At 63.9% G+C, this 20,816-nt stretch carries 20 protein-coding genes; 15 read left to right on the plus strand and 5 right to left on the minus strand.

Features of this window, described 5'->3' with window-relative positions:
- Positions 1-100: 100 nt before the first annotated feature.
- The 5 genes from LQ952_RS11895 to LQ952_RS11915 form a co-directional block, all read right to left on the minus strand.
- Positions 101-2,575, minus strand: coding sequence for a heavy metal translocating P-type ATPase (locus tag LQ952_RS11895; RefSeq protein WP_238622857.1), 2,475 nt, complete (start codon positions 2,573-2,575; stop codon positions 101-103).
- Positions 2,576-2,971: 396 nt separating this feature from the next.
- Positions 2,972-3,604 carry an OmpA family protein gene (locus LQ952_RS11900; RefSeq protein ID WP_238622858.1) on the minus strand — a complete coding sequence of 211 codons (633 nt, stop codon included), beginning with the start codon at positions 3,602-3,604 and terminating at the stop codon, positions 2,972-2,974.
- 148 nt (positions 3,605-3,752) lie between these two features.
- The gene (gene groL, locus LQ952_RS11905; protein ID WP_238622859.1) at positions 3,753-5,393 is read right to left on the minus strand and encodes a chaperonin GroEL; all 1,641 of its coding nucleotides are present in this window, start codon (positions 5,391-5,393) and stop codon (positions 3,753-3,755) included.
- Positions 5,394-5,447: 54 nt separating this feature from the next.
- Complete coding sequence (gene groES / locus LQ952_RS11910) at positions 5,448-5,738, minus strand: co-chaperone GroES (RefSeq protein WP_238622860.1); 291 nt, start codon at positions 5,736-5,738, stop codon at positions 5,448-5,450.
- Between the two features lie 130 nt (positions 5,739-5,868).
- Positions 5,869-6,384 (minus strand): FxsA family protein, encoded by a 516-nt coding sequence (locus tag LQ952_RS11915; RefSeq protein ID WP_238622861.1) that lies wholly within the window; start codon positions 6,382-6,384, stop codon positions 5,869-5,871.
- A gap of 554 nt (positions 6,385-6,938) precedes the next feature.
- On the opposite strand from LQ952_RS11915, the gene LQ952_RS11920 reads away from it, so the two are divergent.
- The 15 genes from LQ952_RS11920 to LQ952_RS11990 all read left to right on the plus strand — a co-directional run bounded on the left by LQ952_RS11920 (position 6,939) and on the right by LQ952_RS11990 (position 20,814).
- A complete protein-coding gene (locus LQ952_RS11920) occupies positions 6,939-7,502 on the plus strand; it encodes a thioredoxin family protein (RefSeq protein ID WP_238622862.1) in 564 nt (187 codons plus the stop codon).
- Complete coding sequence (locus LQ952_RS11925) at positions 7,499-8,827, plus strand: TolC family protein (RefSeq protein ID WP_238622863.1); 1,329 nt, start codon at positions 7,499-7,501, stop codon at positions 8,825-8,827. The genes LQ952_RS11920 and LQ952_RS11925 overlap by 4 nt, the downstream gene beginning before the upstream one ends.
- Positions 8,827-9,606, plus strand: coding sequence for an efflux RND transporter periplasmic adaptor subunit (locus LQ952_RS11930; protein ID WP_238622876.1), 780 nt, complete (start codon positions 8,827-8,829; stop codon positions 9,604-9,606). The genes LQ952_RS11925 and LQ952_RS11930 overlap by 1 nt, the downstream gene beginning before the upstream one ends.
- A gap of 81 nt (positions 9,607-9,687) precedes the next feature.
- Positions 9,688-10,008, plus strand: coding sequence for a divalent-cation tolerance protein CutA (cutA, locus tag LQ952_RS11935; protein ID WP_238622864.1), 321 nt, complete (start codon positions 9,688-9,690; stop codon positions 10,006-10,008).
- A complete protein-coding gene (gene dsbD / locus LQ952_RS11940) occupies positions 10,005-11,807 on the plus strand; it encodes a protein-disulfide reductase DsbD (RefSeq protein WP_238622865.1) in 1,803 nt (600 codons plus the stop codon). The genes cutA and dsbD overlap by 4 nt, the downstream gene beginning before the upstream one ends.
- A 2-nt stretch (positions 11,808-11,809) precedes the next feature.
- Positions 11,810-12,379 carry a TlpA family protein disulfide reductase gene (locus LQ952_RS11945; RefSeq protein WP_238622866.1) on the plus strand — a complete coding sequence of 190 codons (570 nt, stop codon included), beginning with the start codon at positions 11,810-11,812 and terminating at the stop codon, positions 12,377-12,379.
- Positions 12,380-12,693: 314 nt separating this feature from the next.
- On the plus strand, positions 12,694-13,137 hold the full coding sequence (gene aroQ, locus LQ952_RS11950; RefSeq protein WP_238622867.1) for a type II 3-dehydroquinate dehydratase: 444 nt from the start codon (positions 12,694-12,696) through the stop codon (positions 13,135-13,137).
- A 6-nt stretch (positions 13,138-13,143) separates the two neighbouring features.
- Entirely contained in the window at positions 13,144-13,605 is a 462-nt protein-coding gene (gene accB, locus LQ952_RS11955) for an acetyl-CoA carboxylase biotin carboxyl carrier protein (protein ID WP_238622868.1), read from the plus strand.
- A gap of 20 nt (positions 13,606-13,625) precedes the next feature.
- Entirely contained in the window at positions 13,626-14,972 is a 1,347-nt protein-coding gene (gene accC / locus LQ952_RS11960; RefSeq protein ID WP_238622869.1) for an acetyl-CoA carboxylase biotin carboxylase subunit, read from the plus strand.
- Complete coding sequence (gene prmA / locus LQ952_RS11965; RefSeq protein WP_238622870.1) at positions 14,972-15,859, plus strand: 50S ribosomal protein L11 methyltransferase; 888 nt, start codon at positions 14,972-14,974, stop codon at positions 15,857-15,859. Before accC ends, prmA begins: the two co-directional genes overlap by 1 nt.
- Positions 15,860-15,864: 5 nt before the next feature.
- Positions 15,865-16,743 carry a zinc-ribbon and DUF3426 domain-containing protein gene (locus tag LQ952_RS11970; protein ID WP_238622871.1) on the plus strand — a complete coding sequence of 293 codons (879 nt, stop codon included), beginning with the start codon at positions 15,865-15,867 and terminating at the stop codon, positions 16,741-16,743.
- A 105-nt stretch (positions 16,744-16,848) separates the two neighbouring features.
- On the plus strand, positions 16,849-17,835 hold the full coding sequence (gene dusB, locus LQ952_RS11975; protein WP_238622872.1) for a tRNA dihydrouridine synthase DusB: 987 nt from the start codon (positions 16,849-16,851) through the stop codon (positions 17,833-17,835).
- Positions 17,832-18,083 carry a DNA-binding transcriptional regulator Fis gene (gene fis / locus LQ952_RS11980; protein ID WP_238622873.1) on the plus strand — a complete coding sequence of 84 codons (252 nt, stop codon included), beginning with the start codon at positions 17,832-17,834 and terminating at the stop codon, positions 18,081-18,083. The genes dusB and fis overlap by 4 nt, the downstream gene beginning before the upstream one ends.
- Positions 18,084-18,301: 218 nt before the next feature.
- Positions 18,302-19,303 carry a THxN family PEP-CTERM protein gene (locus tag LQ952_RS11985; protein WP_238622874.1) on the plus strand — a complete coding sequence of 334 codons (1,002 nt, stop codon included), beginning with the start codon at positions 18,302-18,304 and terminating at the stop codon, positions 19,301-19,303.
- A gap of 470 nt (positions 19,304-19,773) precedes the next feature.
- Positions 19,774-20,814 (plus strand): efflux RND transporter periplasmic adaptor subunit, encoded by a 1,041-nt coding sequence (locus LQ952_RS11990; RefSeq protein ID WP_238622875.1) that lies wholly within the window; start codon positions 19,774-19,776, stop codon positions 20,812-20,814.
- Positions 20,815-20,816: the final 2 nt, after the last annotated feature.

Below are 20,816 nucleotides of genomic sequence, written 5' to 3' on the forward strand. Positions count from 1 at the left end.
GGCCGGATATCCGGCCCCAAGCGTGCGAGAAGAGGAGAAATGCGACACACGCCTTAAATAATAATCTTTCTCATTATCATGTCAACTGATTTCTGCACATTCATGCTGCCGGCTGAAAACGCTTGAGCCGCAGCGCGTTGCTCAGTACCGAGACCGACGACAGGGACATGGCTGCCGCCGCGAACATCGGCGACAGCAGCAGCCCGAAGAAGGGATACAGCACCCCGGCGGCCACCGGCAACAAGGTGGCGTTATAGGCAAAGGCCCAAAACAGATTCTGCTGGATGTTGCGGATGGTGGCCCGGGACAAGGCAATGGCGTGGGCCACGTGACGCAGGTCATCGGACATGAGTACCACCGAGGCCGACTCCATGGCCACATCCGTGCCGGAACCGATGGCCAGACCCACATCCGCCGCCGCCAGGGCCGGGGCGTCATTGATGCCGTCGCCCACGAAGGCCACCTTCATGCCCGAAGCCCGCAGGCGCTGCACCGCCTCCACTTTCCCTTCCGGCAACACCTGTGCCACTACCTCGTCAATCCCCAGATCCCGAGCCACCGCCCGGGCCGTGCGCTCATCATCGCCGGTGACCATCACCACCTTGAGCCCCAAAGATTTGAGACGGGCCACAGCGGCCACCGCCGATGGCTTGAGCGGATCGGAGATCCCCAGCAGGGCAGCCGGCCGACCGCCCAACGCCACCAGCACCGGGGTTACACCCTGCCCCGCCAGGTGGGCCACGGATGCCTCGGTACCGGCAATATCAATGTTCGATTCAGCCAGAAAACGAGGAGAGCCGATGACCATCTCACGGCCCTTCACCCGGCCCTGGAGTCCGCGTCCGCTCAAGGAGTCGAAATGTTCCACCTCCGGCAGGGTCAGCCCCCGCTCCCGGGCACCACGCACCACAGCCTGGGCCAGAGGATGCTCCGAGCGGGCCTCCAGGGCCGCAGCCAGGGTCAGGACCTCGGCCTCATCCCACTCCCCCAGCACCGAGACCCCGGTCAGCTCGGGGCGCCCCTGGGTCAGGGTGCCGGTCTTGTCCAGGGCCACCACCTGCACATCCCGCAGGGACTGCAGGGCGTCACCGCCCCGGAACAGTACGCCCATCTCCGCTCCCTTGCCGGTGCCCACCATGATGGAGGTGGGTGTGGCCAGCCCCATGGCACAGGGGCAGGCGATGATGAGGACGGCCACTGCGTTCACCAGCGCCAGGGTGAGCGCCGGTGCGGGACCGAAGAAGAACCAGACCAGGAACGTGACCAGGGCAATCCCCATCACCGCCGGGACGAAATACCGGGTCACCTGATCCACCAGGTTCTGGATCGGGAGCCGGGCAGCCTGGGCAGACTCCACCATGCGGATGATCTGGGCCAGCACGGTGTCCGAGCCCACCCGCTGTGCCTTCAGGGTCAAGGCCCCCTGGCCATTGATGGTGCCGCCCACCAGGGCGGCGCCGATCTGTTTGTCCACCGGCACCGGCTCGCCGGTGATCATGGACTCGTCCACCCAGGACCGCCCCTCCTCCACCACCCCATCCACGGGAATGCGCTCTCCGGGCCGCACCTGGACCCGGTCATCGGGCTGCACCTGATCCACATCCACCTCGGCCCAGTCGCCGTCACGCCAAACTCGGGCGGTGCGGGGACGCAGTCCCATGAGCTTGCGGATGGCCTCCGAGGTGGCGCCCTTGGCACGAGCCTCCAAATAGCGCCCCAGCAGCACCAGGGTGATGATCACCGTGGAGGCCTCGTAGTAGACATGCACCGACCCCGCCGGCAGGACCCCGGGCAGGAAGGTGGCCACCACGGAATAGCCATAGGCGGCGGAAGTCCCCAGCATGACCAGGGAGTTCATGTCCGGCGCGCCCCGGACCAGGGCCGGGGCGCCCTTGCGATAGAAACGCAGCCCCGGACCGAACTGCACCCCGGTGGCCAGCAGAAAGAACAGCAGGTACACGGTCTGGGTACCCAGAGTCCCATGCACCATGTGATGGAAGGCAGGAAAGAAATGTCCCCCCATGTCCAGCACCAGCACCGGCAGGGTGAGGACAGCCGCCAGGATCAAGGCACGGCGCAGCCGGGACAGTTCCTGCTTGCGGGCTACCCGCTCCCGATCTTCCCGATCCGGCCCGGCTTCGTGGACCCGGCTCTCGTAGCCGGCCTCGGTGATACGCCGGGCCAGGTCCGCGGCGGAGAGGGCGCCGGCAGGGATGCGGACCCGGGCCTGACCGGTGGCCAGATTGACGCTGGCCTCCAGCACGCCCGGAGTCCGCTCCAGCAGGTTCTGCACGCGGCTGCTGCAGGCGGCGCAGCTCATCCCGGAGACGGCCAGGGTCAGGGTATCGAAGGCCACGTCATAACCAGATTTGCGGATGGCCTGGACCAGAGCGGCGACATCGGGGGAAGTCGAAGTGGTGACGGAGGCCTTTTCAGTGGCCAGGTTAACGCTGACGGTATCGACGCCCGGAAGAGGTTTCAGGGCATCTTCCACCCGCGTGACGCAGGCGGCACAGCCCATGCCCGTGATGGGCAGGGTCAGTGTATGTGGGGAAGTACGACGGGTACTGGACATGATGCTTGCCGGAAGAGGACCGGTGTCCAGATTAATACCTGAGCGGGATCGATGGAAACTCCTGTGGTCGTTCTCCCCTCACCCCAACCCCTCTCCCACAAGGGGAGAGGGGCTTTAATGCACGTCCTGAACAAGTCCTTCCCGCCCATGAGCACATCATTCCACTCATGAGCACGTCATTCCCTCCCGTGAGCACGTCATTCCACTCATGGGTACGTCATTCCCGCGAAAGCGGGAATCCAAGAGGGAACCTGCTGGAAACCCCTGGACTCCCGCTTTCGCGGGAGTGACGGCAAGGAGAGGGAGTGACGCCAAGAAAACAAAGTGACGACGAGAAACAAAGTGACGAAAAAAAAACAAACCGGCGACAAGGGGCTTGTTCAGTATCCCCTTGACTTAGTTGACCCGCTCGGTCATCTCGATGCGGATCTCGACGCGCCGGTTGGCGGTACGACCTTCTGCAGTGGTGTTATAGGCCACCGGACGGTCATAGGCATAACCGGCAGTTTCCATCTGGCGAGCCGGGATGCCGCGCTCCACCATAAAACGCTTGACGGACTCGGCACGGTCCTTGGACAGACGCTCGTTCAGTGCCCTGGAACCGGTGTTGTCGGTGTGACCACTGATCACCACCCGCTCCAGACGGGAACCGGCCTGGCGAATCCGATCGGCCACCCGGTTCAGTTCGCTGGTGGCAGCCGGGTTCAGCTGATGGCTACCGATGGCAAACAGCACTTCGGAGCCCAAGGTGATGGTTTCATAGACAGGCTCCGGCGCGGGGGCCGCGGGGGCCGGCGGCGGGGCACGCTCTACACGCGGTTCCGGCGCAGGGGCGACATACCCGGCACAGCCTTCAATGGCGCGATCCGTGCTCCAGCGGGGCGTACGTACACACTCACCGGAACCATCACGCACGACGGTACCGCGCGGATCCGAGGCAAAGCCGACGTCCGCAAAGGCCATCGACGTCCCGGCCGCCAGCAGGGACGAGGCCAGTATCAAAGTGCCGGCGAAAGTTGTCTTACGCATATCGTGTGTTCTCCTGAAAATGGGGCGGATAGCGTGGCGACGCCACAGCAACAATATTAAACCTAAACACAAAGCCCCGCACGAAGCGGGGCTTTGCTTGCCGTCATGGAAAGACGGCATTCACTGCGGTCTTTTCAGACTGCAGGGCTTACATCATGCCCATGCCGCCCATGCCGCCCATGTCGCCGCCCGGCATTGCGGGCTCGTTCTTCTTGGGCAGCTCGGCCACCATGGCTTCGGTGGTGATGATCAGACCGGCCACGGAAGCGGCGTTCTGCAGCGCGGTGCGGGTCACCTTGGTGGGGTCCAGGATGCCCATCTCGATCATGTCACCGAATTCGCCGGTGGCGGCGTTGTAGCCCTGGTTGCCCTTGAGCTCACGCACCCGGTTCATGACCACTGCCGGCTCTTCGCCGCAGTTGGCCACGATCTGACGCAGGGGCTCTTCCATGGCGCGCTTGGCGATGGCAATGCCCATGTCCTGATCGTGATTGATGCCCTTGACCTCGCCCATGGCTTCCAGGGCGCGTACCAGAGCCACACCACCACCGGGGACCACGCCTTCTTCCACCGCGGCACGGGTGGCATGCAGGGCGTCTTCCACGCGGGCCTTCTTCTCTTTCATTTCCACTTCGGTGGCGGCACCCACCTTGATCACGGCCACGCCGCCGGCCAGCTTGGCGACACGCTCCTGCAGCTTTTCCTTGTCGTAGTCGGAGGTGGCGTCTTCGATCTGGGCACGGATCTGTTCCACGCGGGCCTTGATCTCGTCGTGCTTGCCAGCGCCATCGATGATGGTGGTGTTTTCCTTGGTGACCACGATGCGCTTGGCCATACCCAGGTCGTCGATGCTGGCCTTCTCCAGAGACAGGCCCACTTCTTCGGAGATGACCTGGCCGCCGGTGAGGATGGCGATATCCTGCAGCATGGCCTTGCGACGGTCACCGAAACCGGGGGCCTTGACGGCAGCCACCTTGACGATACCGCGGATGGAGTTGACCACCAGGGTGGCCAGGGCCTCGCCTTCGATGTCTTCGGCGATGATCAGCAGGGGCTTGCCGGACTTGGCCACGCCTTCCAGCACGGGCAGCAGGTCGCGGATGTTGGCGATCTTCTTGTCGTACAGGAGCACGAAGCAGTCATCCAGCTCGGCGCTCATGTTCTGCTGGTTGTTGACGAAGTAGGGGGACAGGTAGCCGCGGTCGAACTGCATGCCTTCCACCACTTCCAGGGCGTTCTCCAGAGAGGAACCTTCCTCCACGGTGATCACGCCTTCCTTGCCCACCTTTTCCATGGCGCTGGCGATGATCTCGCCCACGGACTCATCGGAGTTGGCGGAGATGGTGCCCACCTGGGCAATGGCCTTGTTGTCGGTGCAAGGCTTGGACAGGTTGGCCAGTTCGGCCACGGCCGCGATCACGGCTTTGTCGACACCGCGCTTCAGGTCCATGGGGTTCATGCCGGCGGTGACGGCCTTCATGCCTTCGCGGACGATGGCCTGGGCCAGCACGGTGGCGGTGGTGGTGCCGTCACCGGCCACATCGGAAGTCTGGGAGGAGACTTCCTTCACCATCTGGGCACCCATGTTCTCGAACTTGTCTTCCAGTTCGATCTCCTTGGCCACGGACACGCCGTCCTTGGTCACGGTGGGGGCACCGAAAGACTTTTCCAGCACCACGTTGCGGCCCTTGGGACCCAGGGTGACCTTTACGGCATTGGCCAGGATGTTCACACCCTTGACCATGCGGGCACGGGCATCATCACCGAAGCGGACTTCTTTAGCGCTCATACTTGTCTTATCCTCTAAATATATTCTGTGCGGGGGGGCAGGAAGGGCCGGCTATCAGCCTTCGATGACGGCCATCACGTCTTCCTCGCGCATGACGAGGAGCTCCTGACCGTCCACCTTGACTTCGGTACCGGAGTACTTGCCGAACAGCACCTTGTCACCCACCTTCAGGTCCAGCGGGCGCACTTCGCCATTCTCCAGGCTCTTGCCCTTACCCACGGCGACCACTTCGCCGCGGATCGGCTTCTCGGCAGCGCTGTCGGGGATCACGATGCCGCCGGGGCTGGTGCGCTCTTCTTCCATGCGCTTGATGATCACCCGATCATGCAATGGACGGATATTCATGGGCCTTGACTCCTTAGAAGCAGGTTTTGGATTGACTGTGACTGTGTCTGATCCCAGGGGCTGTTAGCACTCCCCCTTGGTGAGTGCCAATAATAGGGGCGGACTTCCGGATGTCAAGGGGCAGGCGCAATTACTCTTGGCCCCGCTTGTGCTCCGGAGGCTCCACTTCGGGACGCACCGGCTCTTCCCGCTCCCATTCTCCCTCGATGGTGCGCCCACGCTGCTCCTGACCCGGCGGCTGCCGGCCTTGGGCCTGGTACTGAGCACGGACATGGGTATGGGCGGCGAAAACCCCGCGCCGGATCATCCAGGCCGCCAGCAGTTGACGGGTGAGGGGAATCAGGCAGGCAAAGCCGATGGCGTCGGTAAAGAAGCCGGGGGTCAGCAGCAGGGCACCGCCGATGACCAGGAAGAATCCTTCCACCAGTTCCCGGGCCGGCAACTGCCCCTGGTCCATGGTGCGCTGGACCCGAGTCAGGGTGGCGATGCCCTGCTGCTTGAGCAGGTAGGCCCCGATCACGGCGGTGAGGATGACCAGGCCGACGGTGGCCCAGACACCGATGATCCCGCCCACCTTGATGAGCACGAAGATCTCGATCAGGGGGATGGTGAAGAACAGCAACAACAGGATGGGAAAGACAGGCATGATGGTGATATCCGTGTGTGGTGGATGAGCGTCGGATACACCGACCCATGATCGGAGGCACCGACAAATGAAAAGCAAACACTGAACAAGCCAACTTTGCCGCCACTGCAAGCGTTCTCTGCCGTCACTCCCGCGAAAGCGGGAGCCCAGAATTTCCAGCCCGCGACTGGATTCCCGCTTGCGCGGGAATGACGACACCCGGAATCCATCGCGGCCTTGACCACCTGGATTCCCGTCTGTGCGGGAATGACGGCCGGTGGACCACTCCGAGGCCATGCCCGCTTCCTGACCTAGACTCCCGCTTGCGCGGGAATGACGAGCGAGGCCCTGGGTTCAAGCGCCGAGCGCCCCTGGATGCCCGCTGATGCGGAAAAGACTTGTTCAGAATATCCAAAGGGTCACTTTGGCGGCCCGCCCCCATGAATTCAAGGCATACCGTTCTCGTTCTTCGGGATCTCGGTCTGGAAACACCCACTTGCCAGCCACCCCCGGGATTGGGTAAAACAAGGTTATCGACTTATCTCAATTGGAAATATGAAGCCTGGAGGCCGGCCATGCCCGTTATCGGATCACTGCCAAGGGTATTGCTCGGCACGGGCCTGTGCCTGCTGACGCTGCTGTGGAGCCTGTCCCTGCGCGCGTTGGAAAGAGACCCTTACGAGCACTTCTTCCAGTTCACCTTCGGGGATTTCCAGGAAGAACTGGACACCGCCCGGGGGGCAGGCAAGAAGGCGGTGCTGATCTTCTTCGAGATGGACGAGTGCCCCTTCTGCCACCGCATGAAGGACACCGTGCTCAACCAGCCCGAGGTCCAGGACTATTACCGTGAGCACTTCGCGGCCTTTGCGGTGGACGTGGAAGGGGCCATCGAGATCACGGACTTCCAGGGCAATGTCACCACCCAGAGGGAATGGGCCTTTCAGGACAACCGGGTCCGGGCCACACCGGTGTTCCAGTTCTTTGACCTCAATGGCCGGCCCATTGCCCGTCTGACCGGCCCTACCGCGGGGACCGAGGAATTCCTTTGGTTCGGCGAATACGTGGTCGAGGGACAATATCGGGAGCAACCCTTCAGCCGCTACCGGCGCGAGCGTCAGGAACAGGCACGGGGGCTATGAGCCGACGTATTCTGCCCCTGCTGATCGCGCTGTGCCTCCCCGGCGCGGCAGCCGGTGCCGATACCCCCCTGCCCTCGCCCCTGACCCTGGAGGACGCCCTGGCCCTGGCCGACCCGGCACATCCCCGCCTCGCCCTGGCCCGTGCCGAGCTTGACACCGCACGGGCCGAGCACCGGGTGGCCGCAAGCCGCAACGATCTGGCACTGGGCCTGCAGCTCAACCCACGTTGGGTCGAACCCAATGACCTGGCACCGATGCAGGACCATGACGACTCCCGGGCCATCCTCCACGGTCGCAAGACCCTCCACGACTTCGGTCGCAGCCGCCATCACCTGGCGGCCGCCGAATCCGCCGTGCTGTCCCGGGAGCGGGAACAGGATCATGTCCTGGCCGATCATCGCCTGCGGATCATGCAGGGCTTCTTCGAGGTACTGCTGGCGGACCTGACCTACACCCGGGACAACGAGGCCATGGCGGTGGCCTTCGTGGAACTCAACCGCCTGCGGGAACGCCATGGCCTGGGACAGATCTCGGATATCAACCTGATGGCACAGGAAAGCCAATACCAGGCAGCCCGACTACAGCGACTGGCCAGCTGGCAGCAGACACGCATCGCCCGCCAGCGCCTGGCGGCCCTGCTGGGACGGCCGGATCAGGTACCGGGGCGTCTGCGTACCCCGGCCCTGGCGGGCAACGACCGGGAGTTACCGGATGTCGAAATCCTCTGGACACTGTCCCGGGACCACAACCCTCGACGCCAGGCCCTGCACATGACGGTGGAGGCGGCCATGGCCCGGGTGGGCGCGGAGCGGGCGGAGCGCAGGCCCACCCTGAGCGCCGAGGCTCAGGCGGCCTGGTGGCAGCGGGAGTTCGGCGGCGACCGCAACCCCCTTGCCCTGGGGCTGGTGCTGGACATCCCCCTCTACGACGGGGGCCGGGTGGGTGCTCGCACGGCCCGAGAACAGGCCGGCCTGCATGAGGCCCGCGCCCGCCTGCAGGATTTCGACCTGTCCCTGCGCCAGGCGGTGTTGGAGACCTGGCTGGAGATCCAGCGCCTCAAGATCCAGCGGGAACAAGCTCGGGTGCAGGCGGATTACCGGGACCTGTACCTGGATCGCAGCCGCAGTCTCTATGAAATGGAAGTGGCCACGGACCTGGGCGATGCCATGACCCGGCAGTCGGAGGCCATGCTGTTCACCGCCGGCACGGAGTTTCAGCTCGCCCTGGCCTGGGCACGCCTGGCCCTCCTGACCGGGCAGGCCACGGCAGACCCACTGGCACCGGGGCCATTTTCACCCGCGGCCATGCAGGAGGATGATTCGTGATGCGTTCCAAGACTCGCCCCGGCCTGGTCATCTTATTCCTGCTGGCGCTGACGGTCACGGCACCGGCACTCCAGGCCGAGGAGGTCCCCGCCCGACTGGCCTGGGCCGACCGCCTGGAACTGGGCACTCCCATCTCCGGCACCGTCACCAAAGTGCTGGTAAACCCGGGGGACCGGGTGCGACAGGGCCAACCCCTGGTGGAGATGGACACCCGCGCCCTGCAGGCGGAGGAACAACAGGCCCGCGCCCAGGAGCACCGGCTGCGACTGGCCCGGGACGAAGCCCGCCGGGAGCACGAGCGAACCCGGGAGATGTACGACCGCACCCTCATCTCTGAGCGGGAACTGGCCCTGGCCGAGATTGCCCGGCGCATGGCCGAGGCGGAACATCAGGCGGCGCAGGCGGCCCTGACCCGGGTGCGGCTGGATCTGGAACATGCCCGGGTGACGGCCCCCATGGACGCCCGGGTGATCGCCCGGCATGTTGCCCCCGGCCAAGTGGTACACAACGCCCTGCGGGTACAGCCGCTGGTGACTCTGGCGGCGGATGGGCGCATGCTGGCGGTGGCAGACGTGGAGGCCGCTCTGCTTGACAGGCTCTCGCCCGGCACGGAGGTGGAGGTACGTGTGGGGGATCGGCCCCTCGCCGGGCGCGTGCTGGGACTGGGACTGGAGCCAGTGAACGAGTCCTTGCCCCGCTTCAGGCTGGAGGTGGTGTTTTCACCACCGGAAGCGCTCGGGCTGCGGGCCGGGTTGACGGCGGTGGTGGTCTTGCCCTGATGATGTGCGGGGGTCGGGGGAGAAGGGAGGACCGATGCATCTTCCGATCCGAACATTTTTCCGATCTGAAAAGGGCCACCCATGAGCGACAAACTATTGATCCTCACCACCCTCAACGACCCCGTCCGCGCCCGTGAGCTTGCCGGCGAGTTGGTCAGGCGACGCCTGGCCGCCTGCGTCAGCATCCTGCCGGCGGCCACCTCCGTCTATGTCTGGGAAGGCGAAATCCAGGAAGACGCCGAACATATTCTGCTCATCAAGTCCCGCGCCGACGGCTTCGACACCCTGCAAAGGACCATCCAGGCCCTGCACCCCTATGAACTTCCGGAGATCATCGCGGTTCCAATCACCCACGGCCTGGAAGGCTACCTGCGCTGGATAGACGACAACACCGACTCATGATGCGACGCTCACTGCGATTCCTGCTGCTGGCACTGCTGCTGCCGGCCCTCCCCGCTCTCGCCCAGTTCGGCATGGGGGACGAACTCCTGCCTCCGGACAAGGCCTTCGCCTTCGATGCCTACCTGGAAGATGAAGACACGGCGGTGGCCCACTGGCGCATCGCCGAGGGCTACTACCTCTACGGCGCCCAGTTCAGGCTCGAGTCGCAGACCGAGGGCATCGAACTGGGCGAGCCCCGCCGCCCCGCCGGCGTCATCAAGGAAGACGAATTCTTCGGCCAGGTGGAAACCTACCGATATGACATCCGCATCCACATCCCCCTCCTGCGCGGCGAGGATGCCCCTGACACGCTGACCCTCAAGGCCCGCTCCCAGGGCTGTGCCGACATCGGGGTGTGCTACCCCCCCCATTTCCAGACCGTCAGCCTGGATCTCACCGACATCCGCGGCCCCCAGGCCCTGGAACCCCGGCCTGCGGCAGACGGCCCGCCCGTGACGGAACAGGACCGCATCGCCGCCCAGTTGGCGGATGGACGCATCTGGCTGGTGGCTCTGGTGTTCTTCGGTTTCGGCCTGTTGCTGACCTTTACCCCCTGCGTCTTACCCATGATCCCCATCCTGTCCAACATCATCGTGGGCCAGAAGGATCTCACCACCCGCAAGGCCTTCTTCATCTCCCTGGTTTTCGTCCTGGCCATGGCGCTGACCTACACCGTGGCCGGGGTGATCGCCGGCCTGGCGGGGGCCAACCTCCAAGCGGCCTTCCAGAACCCCTGGATCATCGGCGGCTTCGTGGCCGTCTTCGTCGCCCTGGCCCTGGCCATGTTCGGCTTTTATGAGCTGCAGATGCCCTCCGGCATCCAGACTCGCCTGTCCGCCCTGTCCGGCAAACAGCAGAGAGGGACCCTCATCGGCGCCGCCATCATGGGCTTTCTCTCGGCCCTGATCGTCGGCCCCTGCGTCACCGCCCCTCTGGTGGGGGCCCTGATCTACATCAGCCAGACCGGTGATGCGGTGCTCGGCGGTCTGGCCCTGTTCTCCCTGAGCATGGGCATGGGCCTGCCGCTACTCATCATCGGCACCTCCGCCGGCAAGTTGCTGCCCCGGGCCGGCGCCTGGATGGATACGGTCAAGGCCGTGTTCGGCGTGCTGCTGCTGGCCATGGGCATCTGGCTGCTGGAGCGGGTGGTGCCCGCCCAGGTCGCCCTGTTCCTGTGGGCCACCCTGCTCATCGTTTCCGCCGTCTACATGGGCGCGGTGAGATCCCTGCCCGAGAACGCCGGCGGCTGGCGGGTGCTGTGGAAGGGGCTGGGTCTGGTGATCCTGATCTACGGGATCTTGGTCATGATCGGTGCCGCCTCCGGCGGTCGGGACATACTGCGGCCCTTGAGCGGCATCACCACCGGCACCTCGGCAACGGTCCAGGCCGAACTGCCGTTTCGCCCGGTGGACAGTCTGGCGGACCTGGAACGGGAGCTGGCCCAGGCCCGGGAACTGAGTCAGCCGGTGATGCTGGACTTCTATGCCGACTGGTGTGTGGACTGCGTGCGCATGAAACGCACCACCTTCCAGGACGGCGACGTGGCCCAGGCCCTGTCCGGGGTGCGCCTGCTCAAGGCCGACGTCACCGCCAATACCGGCGATCACCGGCAACTGATGCAGGCCTTCAACCTGTTCGGACCACCGGCCCTGGTCTTCTATGATGGGCAGGGACAGGAGTTAGCCCATGAACGGGTGGTAGGCTACATGAACGCCCGTCAGTTCACCGACCATCTGCTCCGCGCCCTGGGGAGATCCTGAGCATGTCATCACCACAATCCGGTCCTTCGCGCCGTTATCTGCTACCGGTCCTGCTGGCGCTCGCCCTGATCTCCGGCACCGCGGCCGGCTTCGGTTTCAGCCTGTTCTCCTCCGGCAAGCAAGCCGACGGCGAACTCACCGGGTCCGGGATGCTGGGTCAACAGCGCCCCGACTTTACCCTGCCCGACATGCAGGGCCGGGAGCGCACCATCGCCGAATGGGATAATCAGGTGGTGCTGGTCAACTTCTGGGCCACCTGGTGCCCGCCCTGTCGCAAGGAGATGCCCACCTTCGTGGAAATGCAGGAAGACCATGAGGCCGCCGGTTTCACCATCGTGGCCGTGGCCATCGACGAACACCAGGCGGTGCAGGACTTCATGGATACCTATATGGTGAATTTCCCGGTGCTGATCGGTGAGGACACTGCCATGGAGGTGGCACGCCGCTACGGCAACCGCTTCGGCAGCCTGCCCTACAGTGTGCTGCTGGACCGAGAGGGGCGAATCCGGTATATCCATGCAGGTGAACTGACCCGGGCGACGCTGGAGCGAGAGTTGAAGCCGCTGCTTTAACGTGAACGAACCCAGGTTCAGCCACAGACACTCCCTTCTCCCCCAGGGGGAGAAGGGCCGGGGATGAGGGGGGCATCGCCATCAAGATGCATGAGAGTCAGGCGGCAAAGCATCCCACAAAACCTCTCGGAAAATTATTAGAACATGCCGTAAACTTCGGCAAAAAACCCATAATTCGGTTCAAACCCTGGACACCACCCCACCCTTGAGGCACAATCCCTTGCACCTTGGGGGTATTCACCTTTCCTGCGTCTGACCGCGGTTTCACCCCGCAAGGCCCGGCATTTTCCAGTCCTCGCGATGTTGTGAAGCCCATGGCCCAGTTCCTGCTGCTCAACGGTCCCAACCTGAACCTGCTCGGCACCCGTGAACCCGGCGTGTACGGCAACCGGACCCTGGACGACATCGTTCAGGCACTGACCGAACAGGCCCGGCAGGCCGGCCATGACCTGGACGCCTTCCAGTCCAGCGCGGAGCACGCCCTGATCGATCGCATCCACGCCGCCCGCCATCAAGGCGTGAACTGCATCCTGATCAATCCGGGCGCCTATACCCATACCAGCATCGCCCTGCGCGACGCCCTGCTGGGCGTGGCCATTCCGTTCATTGAAGTTCATCTGTCCAACACCTTTGCCCGCGAGTCCTTCCGCCACCACTCCTACCTGTCCGACGTGGCCGCCGGTGTCATCATCGGCCTGGGCCCCCAGGGGTATGCGCTGGCGCTGCAGGCCGCCATGCAACTGACCAACCGAAGCTGAGACGCCATGGATATCAGAAAAATCAAGAAACTGATCGAACTGCTGGAAGAATCCGGCATCAACGAGATCGAGATCCAGGAAGGTGAAGAATCGGTCCGCATTACCCGGGCAGCCCCCAACAGCGGCACCGCCTTCATGATGCCGCCCCAACAGTACATGGTTCCCGGCGCCGCGCCCGCCGCCGCACCGGCCACGCCCGCCACCGTGGAAGACAAGCCTGCCGCCCTGCCCTCCGGCCACCAGGTCACCGCCCCCATGGTGGGCACCTTCTACCGCGCCCCCACCCCCGGCGCCCGCGCCTTTGTGGAAGCGGGCCAGTCGGTGAACGCCGGTGATACCCTGTGCATCATCGAGGCCATGAAGATGCTCAACCAGATCGAGGCCGACAAGGCGGGCGTGATCAAGGCCATCCTGGTGGAAAACGGACAGCCGGTGGAATACGGCCAGCCCATGTTCATCATTGACTGACCGCGGGGCCGAACAAGCACATGTTCAACAAGATACTGATTGCCAACCGGGGTGAGATCGCCCTACGGATCCTGCGGGCCTGTCGCGAGATGGGTATCAAGACCGTGGCGGTGCATTCCGACGCGGACCGGGATCTCAAGCACGTGCGTCTGGCGGACGAGTCGGTGTGTATCGGCCCGGCCCGCTCCATCGAGAGCTATCTCAACATCCCCGCCATCATCAGCGCCGCCGAGGTCACCGATGCCGAGGCCATCCACCCCGGCTACGGCTTCCTGTCGGAAAACGCCGACTTTGCCGAACGGGTGGAATCCAGCGGCTTCGTCTTCATCGGCCCCCGGGCCGAGACCATCCGCCTGATGGGTGACAAGGTCTCCGCCAAGGACGCCATGATCGCCGCCGGCGTCCCCTGCGTCCCCGGCTCCGGCGGCGCCCTCGGGGAAGACCCGGAGGCCAACCTGGAGCTGGCACGCAAGATCGGATATCCGGTCATCATCAAGGCCTCCGGCGGCGGCGGCGGCCGCGGCATGCGGGTGGTGCACTCCGACGGCGCCCTCATCAACGCCATTTCCCTGACCCGCAACGAGGCGGCCTCGGCCTTCAACAACCCTACCGTCTACATGGAAAAGTACCTGGAACGGCCCCGGCACGTGGAGATCCAGGTGATCGCCGACGAGCACGGCAACGCCGTCAGCCTGGGGGAGCGGGACTGCTCCATGCAGCGCCGCCACCAGAAGGTGATCGAGGAGGCCCCGGCCCCCGGCATCACCGAGGAACAGCGTCACACCATCGGCGAACGCTGCGCCGACGCCTGCCGTCGGATCGGTTACCGGGGCGCGGGCACCTTCGAGTTCCTGTTCGAGGACGGGGAGTTCTTCTTCATCGAGATGAACACCCGCGTGCAGGTGGAACACCCGGTGACCGAGATGGTGACCGGTATCGACATCGTACGGGAGCAGATCCGCGTGGCCGCCGGCGAACCGCTGAGCTTCACCCAGGATCAGGTCAAGATACAGGGCCATTCCATCGAATGCCGCATCAATGCGGAAGACCCGACCACCTTCATGCCCTCCCCGGGCACCATCAGCCAGTACCACGCCCCCGGCGGTCCGGGCATCCGCGTGGATACCCACATCTATAACGGCTACAAGGTGCCGCCCTACTACGACTCCATGATCGGCAAGCTCATCAGCTACGGGGCCACCCGGGAGATCGCCCTGTCGCGCATGCGCGGGGCCCTGGCGGAGATCGTGATCGAGGGCATCAAGACCAACATCCCCCTGCACCGGGATCTGATCAATGACGTGGCCTTCCAGAACGGCGGCACGGACATCCACTATCTGGAAAAGAAACTCAAGGCACAGAGCTGATGATTCAGATCACCATTCCGGCCGCAGCCGAGCAAACCGAGACCGTGGAAGACGCCCTGCTGGACCTGGGGGCCATCTCGGTGATGCTGCGGGATGCCGGGGATTTCCCCCTGCTGGAACCCCTGCCGGGGGAAACCCCCCTATGGCCGGATACCCTGGTGACCGGGCTGTTTGCCGCCGAGGCGGACATCCCCGCCCTCACCGCCGCCCTGTCCCAGGGACTCGGTCTGGAGCCGTCCCGCATCCACCACGAGATCTTGCCGGATCAGGACTGGGTGCGGGCCTGCATGGATGACTTCAAGCCCATCCGCTTCGGGCGGCGCCTGTGGATCGTCCCCACCTGGCACGAGGCACCGGACCCACAGGCGGTCAACATCCGCCTGGACCCGGGCCTGGCCTTCGGCACCGGCACCCATCCCACCACGGCCATGTGCCTGGGCTGGTTGGACCGGCACAGCCCCGTGGACCAAGAAGTCCTGGATTACGGCTGCGGCTCGGGCATCTTGGCCATCGGCGCCCTGGCCTTGGGCGCCCGTCATGCCTGGGGCGTGGACATCGACCCTCAGGCCATGACCGCCACCCGGGAGAACGCCCAGCGCAACGGTATCGCCCCGGAACGACTGCATGCGGCGCTGCCCGACGCCCTGCCGGACGAACTCCGTTTTGACCTGACCATGGCCAACATCCTGGCCGGCCCTCTGATCGCCCTCGCCCCGGCCCTGGGTCGACGCACCCGGGCGGGAGGACACATCATCCTCGCCGGACTGCTGGACCGCCAGGCCGAAGAAGTCGCTTCCGCCCATGACTCCTGGTTCGAGATGAGCGTGGCCGATCAGCAGGACGGCTGGACGCTGTTGCAGGGCGTCCGGCGCAGCGACATCACCTGACCCTCATGCTCACCTGCTGCCCCCATTGCCGGCACCGGTTCCACGTCAGCGATGCGGAACGGGAGGCCTGGGGCGGCCAGGTGAGATGCGGCGACTGCGGTCAGGTATTCGATATCCGGACCACCCAGAACGAGCCCGTGGAGGACCTGGCTCAGCCGGACTTCGGAGAGCGCCCCCGCAAGCTGAACCTGGGCGCGTTCGGCGTTTCCCTCCAGGACGCAGAGGCGCCCCGCGCCGTCGCCCGTGACAAACCGGGTCCTGGTGCCCCCGACGCCTCCCCTGAACCACCGCGGCGACGACCGCCCGGGAACGAGACCCGGGATATTGCACCCACCTCGGTCCCGACGACCCCCGCCATGATCCCGGCCGTCCTAAAGGATGACCTGACCGTCGCGCACCCACCCCGTCGTTCCCTGCGCAGCACCCTGGCCTGGGGCCTGGCCTGCCTGTTTCTGATCCTGGCCCTGATGGCCCAGCTGGCCTACGAGGAACGCGAACAGTTACTGGCACATCCCGAGCTGGAACCCTGGGTACGCCAGGCCTGCGACCTGCTGGGCTGCCCGTTGCCGCCGCGCACCGACCCCGCCTCACTGCACCTGATCAGCCGTCAGGTACACAGCCATCCCGGTCATCCCGGCGCCCTGATGATCACCGGCCGCCTGGAAAACCGGGCCGACTTCCATCAGCCCTGGCCGATCCTGGAGATGATCTTCATGGACATCATGGGCAACCCGATGGCGGCACGGCGCTTTGCCCCCGAGACCTATCTGGTCCACCCCCCGGAAGGACTCATGCCGCCGTCACAACCGGCGGACATCCGCCTGGATGTGGGGGATCCGGGACCGGCGGCGGTGTCCTATGAATTCCGATTCCTCGCCCCCTGAACAACATATCCCTGCCCCGCCCGGGAACAAGGGCTTTATACCCTGCCCCCCACTGGGTATCATGGTTGGTCCGGCGCAAACCACGCATCACGCCCTTCAAGACCCATGCATATCGGACCCTACACCGTCGACCCGCCACTGATCCTCGCGCCCATGGCGGGCATCACCGACCGCCCCTTCCGTCAATTGTGCCGACAGCAAGGTGCCGGTCTGGCGGTCTCGGAAATGGTCCACTCGGACATGAGCCTGTGGGGGACCACCAAGTCCCGCCTGCGCCTGGACCAGGAGGGCGAGATCGGCCCCCGCAGCGTCCAGATCGCCGGCTATGACCCCGACATGATGGCCGAGGCCGCCCGGGCCGCCGTCGAGCTGGGCGCCCAGATCATCGACATCAACATGGGCTGTCCCGCCCGCAAGGTGGTCAACCGCAGCGCCGGTGCCGCCCTGCTGGCCGACCCGCCCCGGGTGGCCCGCATCCTGGCGGCTGTCGTCGCCGCCGTGCCGGTGCCCGTCACCCTCAAGATCCGCCTCGGCGTCGACCGGGATCACATCAATGCCCCCGACATCGCCCGTCTGGCCCGGGATCACGGCATCCTGGCCCTCACCGTCCACGGCCGCACCCGCGCCTGCGGCTTCAAGGGGACCGTGGACTACCAGGCCATCACCCGGGTCAGGCAGGCGGTGGACATCCCCATCATCGCCAACGGCGACATCCGCACCCCCGAGCAGGCCCGGCGGGTACTGGAGATCACCGGCGCCGACGCCCTCATGATCGGCCGCGGCGCCCAGGGCCGTCCCTGGCTGTTCCGGCAGATCCAGCACCACTTGACCCACGGCAAGCATCTGCCCGATCCCACCCCGGCCCAGGTCCATGACCTGCTGCAGGCCCATCTGGGCCGGATGTACGATTTCTACGGGGAAAGCCTGGGGGTGCGTACCGCCCGCAAGCACATCGGCTGGTACCTGGACGGCCGCCCCGGCGCCGCCGATTGGCGCCCCCGCATCCTGCGCGCCCCGGATCGTGCCACTCAGCAACAGCTGATCACCCGCTACTTCCAGTCGCTCCCCCAAGGCGAGGAAATTGCCGCATGAATCACGAGGTCAAGGGAGAGAGCGAAACCCTGGCCAAGGCCGTGCACCAGGCCCTGGACGACTATTTTGCCCACCTGGACGGCCACGAGCCGGACAACGTCTATCGACTGGTGATGGAAGAAGTGGAGCGCCCCCTGCTGGCCTCCGTGCTCAGGCACTGCGACGGCAACCAGAGCCGGGCGGCGCAGTATCTGGGGTTGAACCGGGGGACGTTGCGAAAGAAGTTAAGGCAATATGGGTTGGCGTGAGTTCACCGAGGGGCGTGGCATGGACAGGCTTGCAGAAGAAGAAAAAATCCACCGCCGCTTTCAGCGGCGCCAAACATGCCGGTGCCGTTAAAAGCAGTCATCAAAAGCACCCAAAAAGCACCCACACATAACGGCCTGCAGCACTCAACCCGCCATACCATCAATAAATGTGAGCCTGAAATAAACGTCGAAAATATTTACATATCGCTCGAAAAACCGTGCTTCACTTCAAAAATTTACTTACACTACAAAAGCAACGCGCTGATTTAAAAAGAAATAAAAAAACCAAAAAAAATGGCCCGTTTATTGCTGAATATTTCATGGAATTCCTTGGCAGTTTGTCAACGAATGAACATGTTTACAGGCACGAGGGCCATCCCATGAAGCTTTCAAAAGAAAAAGTTATACTTGCGGGCCTGGCTTGTAGCCTTGCGGGAGCAGCCCAGGCTGCGCCCATCACAACTTGGCAGGTAGAAGTCGAGACCGCCTTTGTTCAGAGCTCAGTGACCCCGACCGGAGTCACTTTCGTCGGCCCCACAGAATTGAGGTGGGGTGACCCAGCTACTACAGCTGGAGACAGCGGCCTTATCATCTCCAATTCACCGGCCGACACCTTGGTCAATACCAACGGCTCGCCGGTCCCCAATGTCTCCATCACCCACCGCAACAACCCTATTTTTGCAGGATCGCCCTCGCTACTGTCTGTGGATATCGCATCCACCCTGACGCTGACGCCCTTCGCCCCCAGCGGAGCGGGCCTACCCGCTCAAACCATCACCTTCAGCGTCAACTTTTTTGAAACACCCAATGAACCTTCGACCTGCGCTGATGGCGAACCAAACAACATCGGTGTCAATATAAACGGTTGCGCCGACATTTTCGTGATCAACCAGAACTCGATCAATTTTGCCTTCACCTACCCGGATATCGGCGGCGATACGCCTGATTTTGCACGCACCTACTTCATCAGCTTCTTGGAACTCACTTCCGGCCTAAACCCTCTACCCAACGCCGCCTGTAACGCAGTGTCCGGCGTTTCCGCACCATGCCTGGGCTTCCGCACCCCGGAAAATCAGACCACGACTTTCCAGTTTGCAGCCCTGATCACAACCGATCCGGTCCAGGTAGAGGTGCCTGAACCGGCCAGCATCGGCCTACTCAGCCTTGGTCTTGGCGCCATCGGACTGATGATGCGGCGGCGCAAACAGGCTCCCGCCTGATATTTGAAAATCGACGCAAGACAGTAAAACACACACGCATCACACGGAAGGGCGGCCTTGAGGCCGCCCTTCCGTGTGATGCGTGTCATACTGAAATAAACTCCCACGCAAATGTTTGACAAGCAATTTTTTTCAAACCCCTGAGACCCCGCGCATCTGGGACAAACGGTGATCCACGTATGCAGCCGGCTGCTCATACCGGTGTCACGACGAACAATCAGGCATTGGGTTGAATGATCACCATAATCACCGCGTCCCCACCCACTTGGACTTACCGTTTCTGAGGAACATACGCCTTCACGGCCTGACGAGAAACAGCCACAGGAAAAAGATCATCAGCGACGAAATTTTTTAGCCGTAAAAAGAACACGTTATGCCATATCCGACAACCATCACCGAATAAGCGGAACCGCAAGCCTTGCAGTGGCGTCAAGGGCTATACTGATCAAGGAAAAACATCGGAACACTACATGAGCGTCGGGATACTGAAAAGCAACACCATGATTCGAAGCCTGTTCGCCGTCAGCCTCATGATCGGCCTGGCCTTAGGCGTGGACGCAGCCGAGGAAAAGCCCGTCACCACCCGCTCATTAGATACCATTGGCTTCCACCCGGTACGCAGCGCCCCGGCAACCACCGTGAGCCTCAACGATACCCGCGTGAGTGCCGAGATTCATGGCGTGCTGCGGGAGGTAGTCGTGCGGGTGGGAGAAGGCGTGGAGGCGGACGCCCTGCTGGCACGGATTGATTGCGAGGAACATACCCTGGACCTGCAGCAGGTTCGCGCCATGACCCAGGCTGCACGGGCGGACGCCGAGTTCGCACAGTTTCAATTGGGAAGAGCCCAGGAGCTGGCACGCCGACAGGCCGTGTCCGCCGAACTCCTGAACGAGCGCCAGGCCCAGTCCTCGCGCACCCGGGCCGAGGTAGCGCGACTGGAAGCCGCCACCCGCTCTGCCCAGCGACGCATCAACCTGTGCGAGATCCGCGCCCCCTTCGATGCCGTGGTCATCGAACGCTTGAGTAGCGTCGGTGAACTGGTGCAGGCCGGCACCCCAATCGCGCGGATTCTCGACGCCCGCGACCTGGAGGTCAGCGGCAATATCCAACAGCAGGACCTGCCCGCCCTGCAGGCTGCCGGGAAAATCCGTTTCGTGGCGGCGGGCGCGCATTATCCAGTTGAGTTACGTGCCATTTCACCCATAGTAGACCAGCGACTTCGCAGCGTGGATGTGCGGTTTGTGTTCACGGAAGAAACCACCCTACCCGGCCAAGTGGGGCGTATTGAATGGGTTTCGGACCTGCGTCATGCACCCGCCGACCTATTAGTACGACGTGCAAACGATCTGGGAATCTTTGTGGAAGAGGATGGCCGGGCCAGATTCATTACCACCCCTGAGGTACGCGAGGGACAACCACCCTCGCTGGACTTGCCCGGGGATACCCGACTGATCGTCGATGGGCGCTTCGGCTTGCTTGACGGAGATACCGTCCGGGTCATTGAGCACTGATG

Origin of the sequence: Ectothiorhodospira lacustris (assembly GCF_022227785.1) — a bacterium.
GTDB classification, from domain to species: Bacteria; Pseudomonadota; Gammaproteobacteria; order Ectothiorhodospirales; family Ectothiorhodospiraceae; genus Ectothiorhodospira; species Ectothiorhodospira lacustris.